This is a genomic window from Pseudomonas sp. TH04 (assembly GCF_016651355.1).
Taxonomy (GTDB): domain Bacteria; phylum Pseudomonadota; class Gammaproteobacteria; order Pseudomonadales; family Pseudomonadaceae; genus Aquipseudomonas; species Aquipseudomonas fluorescens.
On record NZ_JAEKEA010000001.1, the window covers coordinates 3,688,255 to 3,704,331 of the forward strand.

At 61.9% G+C, this 16,077-nt stretch carries 13 protein-coding genes; 3 read left to right on the forward strand and 10 right to left on the reverse strand.

Going from position 1 to position 16,077, the window contains the following annotated elements; translation table 11 throughout:
• Window positions 1-2: 2 nt before the first annotated feature.
• The 10 genes from JFT85_RS16435 to tssA all read right to left on the reverse strand — a co-directional run bounded on the left by JFT85_RS16435 (window position 3) and on the right by tssA (window position 12,402).
• Entirely contained in the window at window positions 3-437 is a 435-nt protein-coding gene (locus JFT85_RS16435; protein WP_069551174.1) for a DcrB-related protein, read from the reverse strand.
• Between the two features lie 15 nt (window positions 438-452).
• Window positions 453-2,393 carry a type VI secretion system Vgr family protein gene (locus tag JFT85_RS16440; RefSeq protein ID WP_201230146.1) on the reverse strand — a complete coding sequence of 647 codons (1,941 nt, stop codon included), beginning with the start codon at window positions 2,391-2,393 and terminating at the stop codon, window positions 453-455.
• A 157-nt stretch (window positions 2,394-2,550) separates the two neighbouring features.
• Window positions 2,551-5,214: a type VI secretion system ATPase TssH gene (gene tssH / locus JFT85_RS16445; protein ID WP_053258690.1), complete on the reverse strand. Its 2,664-nt coding sequence runs from the start codon at window positions 5,212-5,214 to the stop codon at window positions 2,551-2,553.
• Window positions 5,207-6,250 carry a type VI secretion system baseplate subunit TssG gene (tssG, locus tag JFT85_RS16450; protein ID WP_053258689.1) on the reverse strand — a complete coding sequence of 348 codons (1,044 nt, stop codon included), beginning with the start codon at window positions 6,248-6,250 and terminating at the stop codon, window positions 5,207-5,209. The genes tssH and tssG overlap by 8 nt, the downstream gene beginning before the upstream one ends.
• Window positions 6,214-8,073: a type VI secretion system baseplate subunit TssF gene (tssF, locus tag JFT85_RS16455; RefSeq protein WP_053258688.1), complete on the reverse strand. Its 1,860-nt coding sequence runs from the start codon at window positions 8,071-8,073 to the stop codon at window positions 6,214-6,216. The genes tssG and tssF overlap by 37 nt, the downstream gene beginning before the upstream one ends.
• Complete coding sequence (gene tssE, locus JFT85_RS16460; protein WP_053258817.1) at window positions 8,070-8,585, reverse strand: type VI secretion system baseplate subunit TssE; 516 nt, start codon at window positions 8,583-8,585, stop codon at window positions 8,070-8,072. Before tssE ends, tssF begins: the two co-directional genes overlap by 4 nt.
• A 93-nt stretch (window positions 8,586-8,678) precedes the next feature.
• Window positions 8,679-9,167: an Hcp family type VI secretion system effector gene (locus JFT85_RS16465; protein WP_005792512.1), complete on the reverse strand. Its 489-nt coding sequence runs from the start codon at window positions 9,165-9,167 to the stop codon at window positions 8,679-8,681.
• Window positions 9,168-9,322: 155 nt separating this feature from the next.
• Window positions 9,323-10,819, reverse strand: coding sequence for a type VI secretion system contractile sheath large subunit (gene tssC / locus JFT85_RS16470; RefSeq protein ID WP_201230149.1), 1,497 nt, complete (start codon window positions 10,817-10,819; stop codon window positions 9,323-9,325).
• A 2-nt stretch (window positions 10,820-10,821) separates the two neighbouring features.
• Window positions 10,822-11,328 carry a type VI secretion system contractile sheath small subunit gene (gene tssB, locus JFT85_RS16475; RefSeq protein ID WP_017135823.1) on the reverse strand — a complete coding sequence of 169 codons (507 nt, stop codon included), beginning with the start codon at window positions 11,326-11,328 and terminating at the stop codon, window positions 10,822-10,824.
• Between the two features lie 54 nt (window positions 11,329-11,382).
• Entirely contained in the window at window positions 11,383-12,402 is a 1,020-nt protein-coding gene (gene tssA / locus JFT85_RS16480; protein ID WP_053258686.1) for a type VI secretion system protein TssA, read from the reverse strand.
• A 406-nt stretch (window positions 12,403-12,808) separates the two neighbouring features.
• Between tssA and tagH the strand changes: the two genes are divergently transcribed.
• Genes tagH through tssK form a run of 3 tightly spaced genes read left to right on the forward strand, consistent with a single transcriptional unit; the run spans window position 12,809 to window position 16,077 of the window.
• Window positions 12,809-14,158: a type VI secretion system-associated FHA domain protein TagH gene (tagH, locus tag JFT85_RS16485; protein ID WP_078827517.1), complete on the forward strand. Its 1,350-nt coding sequence runs from the start codon at window positions 12,809-12,811 to the stop codon at window positions 14,156-14,158.
• A gap of 56 nt (window positions 14,159-14,214) precedes the next feature.
• A complete protein-coding gene (gene tssJ, locus JFT85_RS16490; RefSeq protein WP_053258684.1) occupies window positions 14,215-14,724 on the forward strand; it encodes a type VI secretion system lipoprotein TssJ in 510 nt (169 codons plus the stop codon).
• 18 nt (window positions 14,725-14,742) lie between these two features.
• Window positions 14,743-16,077 carry a type VI secretion system baseplate subunit TssK gene (tssK, locus tag JFT85_RS16495; RefSeq protein WP_053258683.1) on the forward strand — a complete coding sequence of 445 codons (1,335 nt, stop codon included), beginning with the start codon at window positions 14,743-14,745 and terminating at the stop codon, window positions 16,075-16,077.

Genomic DNA, 16,077 nt, shown 5'->3' on the forward strand with positions numbered 1-16,077 from the left:
CATCAGGAGATAGCGTCGAACGACAGCGAATTTTTTATTAATGCCCAGTGCGTTGCCTCAGCTTCCCCGAGTTTTTCGGCCTTCACATAACTCAAGGCGAGCATCTTGCGCGTACCCGGCAACACCAGCGCCAACTGATACTGGAACACCTTGTCATTGCCCTTGTTGAACTGGCTGCGCAACTCGATACCTTCCACCTCTTGAGCGGCGCCCAGTCGCACGGTGACGCTCGGTTGGCAGCGCAAGTCCTGCACCTGTTTTTCCAGACGCTTGAGCTGGTCGTCGAAGTTGCTGTGCAGGGTTTCGCCTTCGGCGAGCAAGCTGCGGCTGACGATCAGAGACGTGCCCAGCTCGGGGAACTTGAGGATATTGATCGTTGCGTCCTGCAACTCTGCGGCCGGCAGCTGGAACTGAAATTCGTTGATTCGGTACGTCATGGCAAACAGGTCTCGTCAGGAGCTTTTAGGCGTGGGGAACGCGGCTTTGATGTTGGCGTCGATACTGGCTTTCTGGCCTTGGCCATCGGGTGTGGCGCCCGGGCCGCCGCCGTTGTTCAGGTGCAGGAGGCCGCCGGTATTAAACTCGGCATCGCCGCTGGCATAGAAACTGATATTCACACCCGTGAGGTTGATCTGCCCGCTGGCATTCAACTCCAGAATGCTTTCGCCGCACACCAGCCGCAGGTTCTCGCCCACTTCAATCACGTAGCTCTGGCTGATGCTGTCGGTCTTCCTTTGGCCCACCGAGAGAATGTCCTCCTGCTTGACGATGCGCAGGCGGTTATTACCAATCGTCACCGTTTCGTTATGCCCAATGCTTTTGTTGCGGTCATGCCCGACGGCGTGGCTTTCATCCACTTCCACCACGATGTCCTGATTGCGCTCGGCATGGATATACAACTGCTCCAGCCCCTTCTTGTCCTCCATGCGGATTTCATTGAAGTTGGCTGGGGTGCCGCCCTTGCTGGAGCGACTTTTCATACCGCTCTGGGTGGCATTCTCCGGCAGGTCGTAAGGCACCGTCTGCTCGGCGTTGTACACCCGGCCGGTAATGATCGGCCGGTCCGGGTCACCTTCCAGAAAGCTCACAATCACTTCCTGGCCGATCCGCGGGATCTGCATCGAGCCCCAGTTCTTACCGGCCCAGGATTGCGATACACGAATCCAGCATGAGCTGTTTTCGTTGGATTGGTCATGGCGGTCCCAGTAAAAGTGCACCTTCACGCGGCCATACTGGTCGGTCCAGATTTCTTCACCTTTGGGGCCGACCACCAAGGCCGTCTGCGGGCCTTTGACAATCGGTCGGTGGGTGTTGGCCAAAGGGCGAAAACTTTGTTGGGCATCGATGCAGGTGAGGCTGCTTTCGAATTGCGCCGGGCCTGAGCCGCCGCCGCTTTCCAGGCTTTCCTGGACGATGTAGTAACGGCAACCGACGATCAGATATTCGCGGTTCTGGTCCTGGCGGCTGAAGCCGGTGAGGCTGAACAAGTGGCCCGAACCGAGGCCGCGCGCGTTGCCGCTGAACTCGATCTGCTCATGCAGGGTTTGCAAGGCTTCGATGCGGGTGCGCGCGTAGTGTTCGCCGTCTTCACTTTGCACATAAGTGCCGGGGTAGTCGTACAACGGGTAGTCGCCGGCAGTGTGCGGGCGCGGCATCGCCGAGCGCACGTCGATGCTCGCGCTGGGGCGCTGGAAGTCGTAGTCGTTCAGCTCCAGCGACCCCGGCTGCACTTCGTGCGCCAGGTGCCAGTTGTGCATATGGTCGCGTTCGCGCTGCTGCTCGTCCTTGGGGTAGTACGGAATCGACGCGTAGCCCGGCACGGTGGTGTGGGCGCCATAGGCGTCGGCCAGCACCAGCACATGGCGGTCCTGTTCATGGCGGAAAAAGTAGTAGATACCTTCCTGTTCCATCAACCGGCTGACGAAGTCGAAGCTGGTTTCGCGGTACTGCACGCAGTATTCCCACTCGCGGTACGGGCGGCTCAGGGCGTCTTCGAAGTCGGAAAAGCCCAGGTCGCGAAACACCTGCTTGATGATCTGCGGGATGCTCAGGTTCTGGAAAATCCGACAGTCCGAGGTGCGGCTCAGCAGCCAGAACCATGGGCGCAGCGTCACTTGGTAACTGGCGAACTGGCCCTGGTCGATGTTCTGGCTGCACCGCGCGACGATGCCGTGGAAATGCCGCTCGCCACCGTCCGCCAGTTGCACGCTCACACTCATCGGCTTGCCCAGCAGCTGGTTGAGGTCGATGTTGGCGTCGAGCGAGGTCAGTTGCAGCTCATAGTTGAACAAGCGGCCCAGCTCTTCGCCGCCCCCCATTTCATTGAGCAACAGCACATCCGCCCCCAGGGAGCTGGTGATCTTGGCCAGGCGTGAGGCTTGGTTGAATAGCATCGGTTAACCCGTAAATGACTTAATAGCTGAAGAAACCGAATTCAACTGTGGGAGGGGGCTTGCTCCCGATAGCAGTGCGTCAGTTGATGCCTGAGGTGACTGATTCACCGCTATCGGGGCAAGCCCCCTCCCGCCGTTGTGATCGCATTCCGTCAGGTCAATCGGCGTCGTTGAAGTCGTAGTGCAATTCGTTGTCCCGGCTGCTGATGCGCACACCCGCCAGCGCCTTGCCTTCGAGCATGCGCGTGAGGAATTCACGGCTCATGTCCGGCAACAGGCTGTTGGTGAGGATGGTGTCGATCATGCGCCCGCCGCTTTCGGTTTCGGTGCAGCGTGAGACGATCAAGTCGACCACCGCGTCGTCGTAGTCGAAAGCGACTTTGTGCGTATTCTCCACGCGCTTTTTGATGCGGTTGAGTTGCAGGCGGGTAATTGCCTTGAGCATCTCGTCGCTCAGCGGGTAGTAAGGGATCGTCACCAAACGGCCAAGCAATGCCGGTGGGAAAATCTCCAGCAGCGGCTGGCGCAAGGCCTTGGCGATGTCTTCTGGCTCAGGCATGTTCGCCGGGTCTTTGCAGACGCGGGAGATCAGCTCAGTGCCGGCGTTGGTGGTCAGCAGAATCAGGGTGTTCTTGAAGTCGATCACGCGGCCTTCACCGTCTTCCATCACGCCCTTGTCGAACACCTGGAAGAAGATTTCATGCACGTCCGGGTGGGCTTTTTCGACCTCGTCCAACAGCACGACGCTGTAGGGTTTGCGCCGTACCGCTTCGGTCAGCACACCGCCTTCGCCATAGCCGATATAGCCCGGCGGCGCGCCCTTGAGGGTCGACACGGTATGGGCTTCCTGGAACTCGCTCATGTTGATGGTGATCACGTTCTGCTCACCGCCGTACATGGCTTCGGCCAGGGCCAGGGCTGTTTCGGTCTTGCCCACGCCGGACGTGCCGGCGAGCATGAACACGCCAATGGGCTTGCTCGGGTTGTCGAGGCCGGCGCGAGAGGTTTGGATGCGTTTGGCGATCATCTGCAGGGCGTGGTCCTGGCCGATGATGCGTTTTTTCAGGTGCTGGTCGAGGTTGAGCACCGTCTCCAGTTCGTTGCGCGCCATGCGGCCCACGGGAATGCCGGTCCAGTCGGCGACCACCGAGGCCACCGCCTGGTAATCCACGGTTGGCAGGATCAGCGGGGTTTCGCCTTGCAGGGCAGTGAGGCGTTGTTGCAGGTCCACCAGCTGTGCGCGCAATGCATCGTTGCCGCTGTCGACTTCACCGACCTTCTCACGCAGCGTCGCGCGAGTGGCGAGCAACTCGTCCACCAGCGCTTTCTCTTCGGCCCAGCGGCTTTCCAGGGTTGCGAGGCGTTCACGTTCAGCGCTCAGCAGGGCTTCGCTGTTGCTTTGGCGCGCGCCAATCACGATGCCAATGGCATGCTCGCGGGCGATGATTTGCAGCTCGGTTTCCAGCGCCTCGATGCGGCGGCGGCTGTCGTCCACTTCGGCGGGCACCGCGTGCAGGCTGATGGCAACACGCGCGCAAGCGGTGTCCAGCAGGCTCACGGATTTATCCGGTAGCTGGCGGGCAGGAATGTAGCGGTGCGACAGCTTCACCGAAGCTTCCAGGGCTTCATCAAGGATCTGCACCTGATGGTGTTTTTCCATGGTCGAGGCCACGCCGCGCATCATCAACAGCGCCTTGTCTTCCGACGGCTCGGCGACTTGCACCACTTGGAAGCGGCGGGTCAACGCCGGGTCTTTTTCGATGTGTTTTTTGTACTCGGCCCAGGTCGTGGCGGCGACGGTGCGCAAGGTGCCGCGGGCGAGGGCGGGCTTGAGCAGGTTGGCCGCATCACCGGTGCCGGCGGCGCCACCGGCACCCACCAGGGTGTGGGCTTCGTCGATAAACAGAATAATCGGTTTGGGCGAAGCCTGCACATCCTCGATGACTTGGCGCAGGCGCTGCTCGAACTCGCCTTTCATGCTGGCACCGGCTTGCAGCAGGCCCACATCGAGGCTGCGCAGTTCCACGTCTTTGAGTGCGGGCGGCACGTCACCGGCGACGATGCGCAGGGCGAAACCTTCGACCACGGCAGTCTTGCCCACGCCGGCTTCACCCGTGAGGATCGGGTTGTTCTGGCGCCGACGCATCAGGATGTCGACCAGTTGGCGGATCTCTTCATCACGCCCAACGATCGGGTCGAGCTTGCCGCTGCGGGCCTGTTCGGTGAGGTCGACGGTGAAGCGCTTGAGCGCTTCCTGCTTACCCATCGCGCTCGGCGCCATGGCACCACTGGCCTCGCCCGGGACTGCGCCGGCATTAAATCCGTCGTTGGCACTGAGGGCGTTTTCCGGCGAGTCGCCGACGTATTCGTCAAAGCGTTCGCTCAGGGTGTCGGCCTTGATCTTGTTGAACTCGGAAGACAAGCCCAGCAGCGCATTGCGCAGGCTCGGTGTCTTGAGAATGCCGAGCACCAGGTAACCGGTGCGCACCTGGCTCTCGCCGAACATCAGGCTGCCGTAGACCCAGCCGCGTTCCACGGCTTCTTCCACGTGGGACGACAGGTCGGTGATTGACGTCGAGCCGCGCGGCAGGCGGTCCAGGGCTTCGGTCAGGTCGCGGGCCAGGCGCGCCGGCTCCACGTTGAACTGGCGGACGATGCGGTGCAGGTCCGAGTCCTGCAACTGCAGCAGTTGGTGAAACCAGTGAGCCAGTTCCACGTACGGGTTGCCCCGCAGTTTGCAGAACACGGTGGCGGCTTCGATGGCCTTGTAGGCCACGCTGTTGAGTTTGCCGAACAGTGCGGCGCGACTGATTTCACCCATGCTCTGGATTCCTTGAGGTGCTGGCGTGATCGGCGTAATGCCGAGCCAGGATTAGGTCGTTGGCGTCGTGCGCGGGGCAGCCGAGCCATGTGTTGAAGCCCAGGCGGAACTGGCCGTTAAGCTGCAGCTTCGGGACTTCAGGTTGTTGCAAAATCAGGTTCAAGTCCCAGTCCAATTCATGGCCCAGGTACTCGGCCACCCACGCCACCAGCTCGTTGAACGGCTGGCTGCCAGGCAGCATGCCCATGTAGTCATCCAGCTTGAGCGGGCCCAGGCGGATGCGAAACTTATGCTGGCGGTCCCACACGTGGCTGCCCAGGCAAAAGTCCACGCCCAGTTGGTTGGCGCTGACACTGACGCGGCTGCGCTCGGGCAGTTCCAGCCACTGGCCGACGTATTCTTCAATCTCAACGGGCAAGCCGAAGTATTCGCTGAGGATCGCCTTCAAACCGTCCGGGTAGCGGGTCTGTGCCGACAAGTGGCCGCTGTAATGCAACTTCGCCGTGTCGGGAATCAGCCCCTGATTCAGCAGGCTCGGCATACCTCGGCCGCTCAGTGCTGCCAGGCGTGCCGACCAGTAATCATCGTCCGGTCGGTCGTGGCTGACCGTCGGCCGCGCTTCGGCCCAGGCCCGGTAGAACAGGCTGAGCAGGCGATGGTGGAACACGTCCAAAAACTGTTTGCTGGTGCTGTCGGCGTTATTGCGCTGACGCTCGCGCACGTACTCGGTGATGTGCAGCGGCAACGGGCCGTTGGGGCCGCCGAGGCCAAAGAAGAACTGTTCCAGCCGCGCAGGCTTACCGTCGCCGCCGGGATCGACCGAGGCCAGGGTGGCCGGGGCGAACGTGCAATCGGCTTGCTGCCCCAGGCGTAACGGGTCATCCGCCAGGCGCAGGGAATGGCCCAGGCGCGGCAGCTCTGGCGATTCGCACTCGATACGCCGCAGTGCCTGAAAGAAATCGTATTCCCAGGGCTCCTGATGCATCGCATCCAGTGTGTTCACAGGGTCGGACGCCGCCCGGGCTTGGCTTTCCATCGCATGATCTCGCCGCGTTCGGTGGTACGGATCACCGTCTCGGTAAAACTGTTGATCGACACGTAACGTGCCAGAAAGCGCTCCAGCACCGCACCGAGCAGGAACACGCCGGTGCCGCGAAACGCGTTTTCATCAAATTCCAGGGTGATTTCCAAGCCGCGGCCAAACACGATCGGACCCGGCATCGGCAGGCGCCGGGTCACGGCTTTGCTGCTGACTTCGCGCAGGCCTTCGATCTGCAATTGCAGGGCCGCGTCATTGCTGTCGCCGTACAAGCGCAGCAGTTCGCGCAAGGCGCCCGCGCCCTGGCCTTGCTCGCTCAGCGACAGGTAGTTGAGCGACAACTGGCTGATCAGGCGCCAGGCCTTGGCGTCGTGGGCATGGCTGGCGCGCGGGCGACTCGGGCCGGCCACACAGCGTACGGACAATACCGGGGCGCTGTCGGCCAGGGTGAAGTCGGTCTTGCCGTTGCCCACACTCATGAACAGCGGCAAATCGCGGTTGGTGCACAGTGCGGTTACGCCGAGTTGGCGCAGGTCGTGGCGGTACGGCGCTTGCTGGCTGTCGACCAGGCTGACGAAGGTTTCGCTGCCCACATAGGTGGAGCGCGGGCCGTTACGGCGTTGGTCGCTGGACAGCACGCGTGGTTCGCGGCGTACGGTGTAATACGCTTTGTCGCGACCATAGCGCGACGGGTCGCGCACCGCGTAGAACGGCAGGAACGGCTGCTCCGGCCCGGTGCCGTGCCCAGTGATGCCGCTCAGCGAATGAATCTCGAAATCCATCGGCCGGGTGCGGTCAGCGATTACATGGTGTTCGTTGACGCGGTCGGACAGGTGGATACGGTCCACGCGTTTCGGGAACAGGTTGATCGCCGGCGTGCAGAACGGCATGAACTGCGCCGCGCCGACACTGCCTTCCAGGCTCGGCTCGTGGCGGTCGAACAGCACGATCAGTTCCAGCTCCTGGCCGTCGCAGCGTTTGACTGCACGGCTCAGTTCGGCGAACTCGACGAACAGGAAGCGATGGGGCAGGGCGAAGTATTCCTGCAACAACCGGTAGCCCTGAAACGCGCGCGCCACCACCGGCATGGCTGCGTCGGCATCGTCAAAACCCCGTGAGCGCAGCGCGTCTTGCGGCAGGCGTTCAACCCAGTCACCGCCGGGCTTGCGTGCAAACACCGCGCAGGCGTTGCCGAGCAATTGTTCGTAGAGGCGGAACGGTTGCTCATCGGCGCCGCTGAGGTACAGCGGCAGGCTGTCGAGGTCGAGGCTGTTGAACGGCAACTCGGCGCCAGTGCGCAGGGTCAGGCGCAAGCCGGCCTTGGCTTTCGGCTCGCTGGCAGCCAGGCGCCCGAGTACGGCGGCGGGGTTGCCGAAGTATTCGGCGCCGCTGACCTGCAACGGCCACAACGTCACCGGGTGTGCGGTGCGGTACTCGCAGCAGGTCTGGGTTTCGCGACCCAGTGCGGCGCGCAACACCGTGTCGCGGGGTAGCGGGAAACCGCTGGCCAAGGAGCCTTCGTCGGGGTCGGTCTGCAATTGCACCACGGTCATCGACGGCGTCGGCGCCAGGTAGTGCGGGTAAGCGATTTCCAGCAGGTTATGGGTGAAGGTCGGGTACTCGGCGTCGAGCTTGAGCTGTACGCGGGCGGTGAGGTAGGCAAAGCCCTCAAGCAAACGTTCGACGTACGGGTCGGCGCAGTCCATACCGGACAGGGTCAGCCGACTGGCGATCTTCGGGTATTCCTTGGCGAACTCGGCGGCGCTTTCGCGCACGTGGTGCAGTTCCTGGTTGTACAGCTCCAGCAGGCGCGGGTTCATGGGCGTCTCCGCTGGTCGGCATTCACTACGCGCACATGCCCGGACTCCAGGTCGAGGTCGGTTTGCAGCAACAGGCGTAACGGCACCGGCTGTGCCCACAGGTCGCCTTCGATCTCGAAGCTCAGCGCATTGTGGTTCATCTCGCCATGGCCGACGCGGGCTTTGACGCGCAGTGTGTGGCGCAGAATACGTGGCTCAAAGGTGGCAATCGCCTGGTAGATCAGGGCTTCCAGGGCCTTGATATCAACACTGGAAACGCTGTTGCCAGCCAGTGCCGGCAGGCCGTAATTGACCACCGACGTACCGGCCGCGGTGTGCAGCGTGGCATCGGCATCCAGCAACGACGTGGTGTTGAGCAGCCACGCCAGGTCGCGCAGAACCGAGGCTTTCAATTGGGTCAGGGACAGCACGCGTTTGTCGGCGCTTTCCTTGGGATTGGTTGGGTCGTCGTCGGTCAGCCGGTCCAGCAAGGACGGTTGCAGACGGTCGCGGGAAGCGATTTCAGTTACCACCAAAGCAGCTCCACGGACGGGTTGTGAGAGGGACGGTTGTGCAGCAGGGCCGGTGCCGGGGGCCGTAGCGCAGGGCTACGGCCTCCAGGGCTATCAGCGTTTGGTGTTGGAACGGATGTTCCAGCCAAACTTGATCGCGCCGCCGTCTTTGGTGCCGTCGGCTTTCTGCGGCTGGTAGTCGACCATCACTTGGGCGAAGTTCAGGGTGACGTTTTCGGTCAGGCGATCATCAGTGCCCGAGCCGCCGGTGCTCAGGGACGTGACCAGCACTTCTTCCAGGTTGATCACCATGTACTCGACCTGGCTTTCACCACCGGCCTTGCGCACGGTCAGCTTGACCTTGTCGATGTGCTTGCCGCTGGCGCAGTGCATCATCAGGTTCGGCGACGCCTTGTCGACGTACTTGGTCAGCGACAGGTCCTGGATATTCACCTTGCCCGCGCCGCCGCCACCGCCAACATGCATGTTGCCGGACTGGGCCATGCCCCAGCTCCAGTTCAGCACGTCGATTTCGTCCTTGTGGGCCTTGTCCATGGACTCGCCCTTGATGTCGCCGATCTTGATGAAAATATCAACAGCCATGTTTTCTCCCTGTGTGGTCTCAGCCACAGAATTTATTAACGCTGATCGTTCCCACGCTCTGCGTGGTAACGCATCCTGTGACGCTCTGCGTCACTGGGACGCGGAGCGCCCCGGGCGGCATTCCCACGCAGAGCGTGGGAACGAGCGACAGCTACTTACGCGCTTTTCGCCGACGGCAGCTTCGATACCAGGCGCAGCGACACGGTCAGCCCTTCCAGCTGATAGTGCGGGCGCAGGTAGAACTTCGAGTTGTAGTAACCCGGGTTGCCTTCGACGTCTTCCACGATCACTTCGGCGGCAGCCAACGGGTGCTGGGCCTTGGTGGTTTCGGTGGAGTGCGCCGGGTCGCCGTCGACGTAGTTGAGGATCCAGTCCTGCAACCAACGCTGCATCTCGTCCTTCTCTTTGAAGGAACCGATTTTGTCGCGCACGATGCACTTGAGGTAGTGAGCGAAACGGCAGGTGGCGAACAGGTACGGCAGGCGCGCGGCCAGGTTGGCGTTGGCGGTGGCGTCCGGGTCATCGTATTCGGCCGGTTTCTGCAACGACTGGGCGCCAATGAAGGCGGCGAAGTCGGTGTTTTTCTTGTGCAGCAGCGGCATGAAACCGTTCTTCGCCAGTTCCGCTTCGCGGCGGTCGCTGATGGCGATTTCGGTCGGGCACTTCATGTCCACACCGCCGTCATCGGTCGGGAACGTGTGGGCAGGCAGGTTTTCCACTTCACCGCCGGACTCCACGCCACGGATGCGCGAGCACCAGCCGTAGTGTTTGAACGAACGGTTGATGTTCACCGCCATCGCGTACGCGGCGTTGGCCCAGGTGTACTTGGAGCTGTCCGCACCGTCGGTGTTTTCTTCGAAGGCGAAGGCTTCCACCGGGTCGGTTTTGGCGCCATACGGCAGGCGTGCCAGGAAGCGCGGCATGGTCAGGCCGATGTAGCGCGAATCTTCCGATTCACGCAGCGAGCGCCAGCCGGCGTATTCCGGGGTGGTGAAGATCTTGGTCAGGTCGCGCGGGTTCGACAGTTCCTGCCAGGAGCCCATGCCCATCACGGTCGGCGAAGCCGCAGCGATAAACGGGGCGTGCATGGCAGCGCAGACTTTCGACAGCTCGCCCAGCAGCTCCACGTCGGGTGGCGACTGGTCGAAGTAGTAGTCGCCCACCAGGCAACCGTAAGGTTCGCCGCCGAACTGGCCGTATTCTTCTTCGTACATCTTCTTGAAGATCGGGCTCTGGTCCCACGCGGTGCCCTTGAATTTCTTCAGGGTCTTGTGCAGGTCCGGCTTGGAGATGTTGAGCACGCGAATCTTCAGCTGCTCATCGCTCTCGGTGTTGTTGACCAGGTAGTGCAGGCCACGCCAGACGCTTTCCAGTTGCTGGAAATCCTGGTGATGGATGATCTGGTTAACCTGGGCGGTGAGCTTGGCGTCGATGGCGGCGATGATCGATTCAATCGACTTGATCGCGTCATTGGACACCAGGTCTGTCTGCGCCAGAGCCTGTTCGGCCAGGGTGCGCACGGCAGTTTCCACGGCTTCGCGGGCACGCTCGGTCTTGGGTTTGAATTCTTGCAACAGCAGGTTCGCGAACTCGCTGGCTTCTTCGGTAGCGCCCAGGATCTGGGAGCCTTCGCGGGCGGTATTCTCGGTCATGATTACTGGTCCCCTGCCGGCTTAGGCGCGCTTGCAAGGGCCTGCAGCAATGCCGGGTCCTTGATCGCTTTCATGATGATTTCTTCAGCGCCGGTCTTGCCGTCCATGTAGGTCAGCAGGTTGGCGAGCTGGGTGCGGGCTTCGAGCAGCTGTTTGAGCGAATCGACCTTGCGGGCCACGGCGGCCGGGCTGAAGTCGTCCATGCTTTCGAAGGTGATGTCCAGGCTCAGGTTACCTTCGCCGGTCAACTCGTTCGGTACATGGAACGCCACACGCGGCTGCATGGCCTTGAGGCGCGAGTCGAAGTTATCGACGTCCACTTCAAGGAACTTGCGGTCGGCCACAGGGGCGAGCGGTTCGGCAGGCTTGCCGGCGAGGTCGGCCATCACGCCCATTACGAAGGGCAGCTGGACCTTTTTCTCGGCGCCGTAAAGCTCGACGTCGTACTCGATCTGCACTCGAGGCGCACGGTTGCGCGCGATGAATTTCTGAGAACTTTGCTTCGCCACGTTGCTGCTCCTGGTCGCTTGAGCGACGGTGTTGTTACTGCACAGCCGGGCGGCTTACTCGCCGTCCGGGCCACGCAGGTTTTCAAATTGGGACATGCCATCGGGAATCAGATTGCGCACGATGGCCGCGAAGTCGGCGTGCACCAGATTTTTCGCGCGGTTCAACAGCACCGGCAGCGGGCTCGAAGGCTCGTGTCGGGTGTAGTACGCAAGGATCTTGTCGAGGCTGCGCAGCACGTCATCGCGGCTGGCGATGTCGCCCGTTGGGCGCGGTGCGGCGGGGGCAGCAGCGTATTCAACCGAGGGGGCATTGTCGTCACTGACGGCCTCGGGCGCGCTGCGGGTATCGCTGTTCGGTACGAATTGGTTGAGGACTTGCAGCGCCTGCTTGAGCGGTTGCTTCAACAGGCTGAGGTCCACGCCCTGGGCCGAACCGACCTGGTCGCTGACCTGTTGTTCGATGGCTTCGCAGGCGGCACGCGCGGCGCTCAAGGCATCGTGGGTGGCTTGCAGTTGTTCCGGGTCGCTGTCGAGGAACGCGGCGTTCAGTTGCTGGGCACCGAGTTGTTCATCAGGGAAACTCATCAGGCCGCTGGCGTTCAACGCAGCGCGCAGGCTCACCGGCCCGAACGTGCGTGAGCGCGTGAGGATACTTTCGCGCAGCAGACGAATGGTCGCGTCGCTGGTCAAGCCCGAGAGGGCGTTGATGCGCACGGTGGGGTCGTTATCGTCGTCGGCATCCAGGCGCGGGTGCAGGTCGGCCCAGTATTCACGCAGTAGCGCATTGATCAGCGTAAGCACTTCGGCGAGCCCGACCGGGCCTTGCAGGGCGAGGGAGCTTTGCAACAGGAAATGGGTTATGCGCAGGTCTTTGCTGCGCTGCAGCAAGTCGAGGCTTTGCTGCTGGATGCTGCGCCAGTCCGGCGGTTCAGCGGGCAGGATCGAGTCGCCCATGCTGCGCTCGGGTTGGCCTTTGGCGGCACGCTCCAGGTGGAGAAAGTCCGCGTCATATTCCATGTCTTCGCCACAAGGCGAAGTCGCGGAAACGGCGGCGAGCAGCAACGGCACATCCACTTGATTCGATCTCCCTATCGGCCCGTTAGATATCGGGCAATTCATGCATTAGTTGCGTAATGAACTTTGCATGGTTTCTTGGTCATATACGTCGAGGTGCCACTAATGTGCCACCACTGATGTTCAAGAAGTTGTGCATTTTTGGTGTAGTAGTTACGCCTTGTCAAGGTAAGCTATTCGCCCTCTGTGACAGATGTGCGGTGTTTAACACCTTGCGCGACTGACGGGTCTAACGGTGCCCCAAGATAGGATTTTTGTCATAGAGGCCGGGTAAGATCAGCGATCATGCTGACAAAAGCAGATTTTCAAGGTCGTTTGCACGACCTGGCGGTGATCTCTCGGGAGGACGGGCCCCTTTGGGTAGCCCCCGGTTAGACCGCGCGCGATGTATCAGCAAGGAGGCAAGATGTCGCTGTGTTTGACTATCACTAGTTATCACAAAATTACCCCTGGGCAATGCCCTGAAAAGTCCATGAATCAGGGCGTGATGGCTATTGGCCGCAGTTCTGATAATGACTGGGTATTGCCCGACCCAGAGCGCCTTGTCTCTTCACAGCACTGCGTTATTCAATACAAAGATGGTCGTTACTATTTAACCGATAACAGTACAAACGGCGTGGAATTGGTCAACGCCGGTATCCGTATGCGCAGGGGCAACAGCGAGCCGTTGCAAGATGGTGAGTTGATCCGCATCGGCGATTACGAAATTCAGGCGCGCATCGACTTTAACGTGCAAGCCGTCGATAGCCAGTCGTTTGCCGGCGATTCGCCGAACAGTTTTGAGGCGCTGATGGGGGCGGTGGTAAACCCGCCTGCGTCGACGCCGGCGATTGCGCCGCAGTTCCAGGGTGCGTCGTCGATGGACACGCTGCCGGATCTGTTCGACTTCCTCACCCCGACCACCGTACCGCCACCGACCGTGGCGGACCACGTACCCTCCGAGCAACACGACTTCCGTCCACCGACGCCGGTTGCCGTGCCGGTGATCGAGCCGCCGGTGGTATCCGGTTCAGTCATTCCCGAAGACTGGGACCTGTTTGGCGACACGCCAGCGCCTGTCGTCACCGCCCCTCAGCCTGTTGCGCCGCCCGAACCGCCACCGCCACCGGCGCCGAGCGTTCAGCCGGTCATCCAGCCGACCGCCCAGCCGACCACCCCGGACACTCAGCAGCCCGACCTGCTGCAAGCCTTCCTGCGCGGCGCCGGCCTTGACCAGCTGCGCCTCGACAAAGCCGACGCCTGCGCGCAAATGGAAAGCATCGGCCGCAGCTATCGGCTGATGGTCGAAGGCCTGATCGATGTATTGCGTGCCCGTGCCAGCCTCAAGGGCGAGTTCCGCATGCAGCAGACGATGATCCGGCCGGCCGAAAACAATCCGTTGAAATTCGCGCCGAATGCCGACGAAGCCTTACTGCTGCTGCTTCGCCACGGTAACCAAGCGTTTATGGCGCCGGACGTCGCTGTGCGCGACAGTTTCGACGACCTGCGCGCCCACCAACTGGCGGTGATGGCCGGTGTGGAAGCGGCGATCAAACACTTGCTCGCGCGCTTTGAACCGGCACAGCTGGAAGAGCGCATGGGTAAGCCCGGCGGGCTGTCGAGTCTTTTTAACGGCTCGCGTCAGGCCCAGTACTGGCAGCAGTTCACCGAGCTCTACAGCAATATTTCCCGCGAGGCCCAGGAAGATTTCCAGGACCTGTTCGGCCGCGAATTCAGCCGAGCCTACGAAGAACACAGCGCACGACAGCGACGCTAAATCGCGCCGCAGTAATGGATAAAACGGATAGCTAAGTACGTCATTGAGGACGCAGGATGATTCCCAGGTTTTTACTCGCAGCAGCCACCGCGTTGCTGCTGACGGCGTGTGCCAAGGATGCCGCCAAACCCCAGGCGGTTGCCGAGGCCGAGGCGGACACCGCCGCCGTCGAGTTGCACTTTCACGCGATTAACGGGCTCAACCCCGGCGCCAACGGCCAGGCCGCGCCGGTGCGGGTGCGCATCTTCGAACTGAAAAACGCCGCCACTTTCAGTCGCTCCGACTACTTCGCGCTGGCTGACCGTGCGCAATCCACCCTCGGCCTGGACCTGCTGGACCAGGACGAAGTGATGGTCCAACCCGGCCAGCAATTGAGCATTCAACGCGACCTCGACCCTTCCACGCGCCAAATCGGTTTGCTGGTGGGCTATCGCGAGTTGGACCGCGCGCAATGGCGCACGGTGCTCAATGTGCCGGCTCGCCAGTACACCGAATACCAGATCAGCCTCGATGTGCGCGCCGTGCGCGCCGACGTCGTGGTTCCCCCATCCAGCCCTGCCCAATAAGAAGCAATCGGAGCCCCCATGTCCTGGAACAATCGCGTGGTCTGGTCGGAAGGCATGTTCATTGGAACGCAGCACTTCCAGCAGCATGACCGTTATCTGGAAAACCTGATCGACGCCCGTAGCCGTCCGTTATCCGCTGGCGCGTGGGGCTTTTCCGAGTTGCTGATCGACCAGGGCCTGCTGGCGCAGGGCAAGCTGGCGATCGTTTCGGCGCGCGGCCTGTTGCCTGATGGCACGCCGTTCAATATTCCCCAGGACGACCTGGCGCCGAGCCCGTTGAACATCGACGACAACCTGCGCGATGGCCTGGTGTACCTGGCCCTGCCGCTCAAGCGCGCGGGCGCCCGTGACACGGTCGACGACGGCGAAGACCTTGGCGGCGCGCGCTATGTGAGCCAAGTGCGTGAAGTCCGTGACGACAACGCGCCGTTCGAAAACCGCGCGCCGGTGGCCGTGGGCTCGCGGGCGCTGCGTTTGCTGACCGCGCAAGATGGCATCAGCGATTACGCGGCCATCGGTCTGGTACGCATCAAGGAGAAGCGCGCCGACCGCGCGTTGGTCCTCGATGACACCTACATCCCGCCGGTTCTGGACGTGGCCGCGAGCAAACCGCTGACGGCCTTTCGCAGCGAATTGCTGGGCCTGCTGCACCAGCGCGGCGAAGCCTTGGCGGGCCGTGTCGTTGCCTCCGGCGCCGGTGGCGCCTCGGAGATTGCCGATTTCATGCTGCTGCAATTGGTCAACCGCGCGCAGCCGCTGCTCCAGCATTTCAGCCAGTTGAGCCCGTTGCACCCGGAGCGTCTTTTCAGCGAGCTGGTGAGCCTGGCTGGCGAGTTTTCCACCTTCTCCACCTCGGGCCGCCGCCCCCAGGAATACCCGCAATACCAGCACGACGACCTGGCCCTGAGCTTCGCCCCGGTGATGGCGGCCCTGCGTGAAGCGCTGTCGATGCTGATCGACAGCAAGGCCACGCCGATTCCAATTGTGGAGAAAGCCTACGGCATCCACGTGGCGATGCTCGCCGACAAAACCCTGCTCGACAGCGCCAGTTTCATCCTCGTGGTGCGCGCCGACGTGCCTGGCGAAACCCTGCGCGGGCGCTTCGGTCAGCAGAGCAAAGTCGGCTCGGTGGAGCACATCCGCGACATGGTCAACCTGCAATTGCCGGGCATTGGCCTGCTGCCGTTGCCGGTGGCGCCACGGCAGATCCCGTACCACGCAGGCAGCACCTATTACGAGTTGGACCGAGGCAGCGAACACTGGCAGCAACTGAACAACTCCGGCGGTTTTGCCTTCCATATCGCCGGGCAGTTCCCGGGTTTGAACCTGGCCTTCTGGGCGATCCGAGGATAA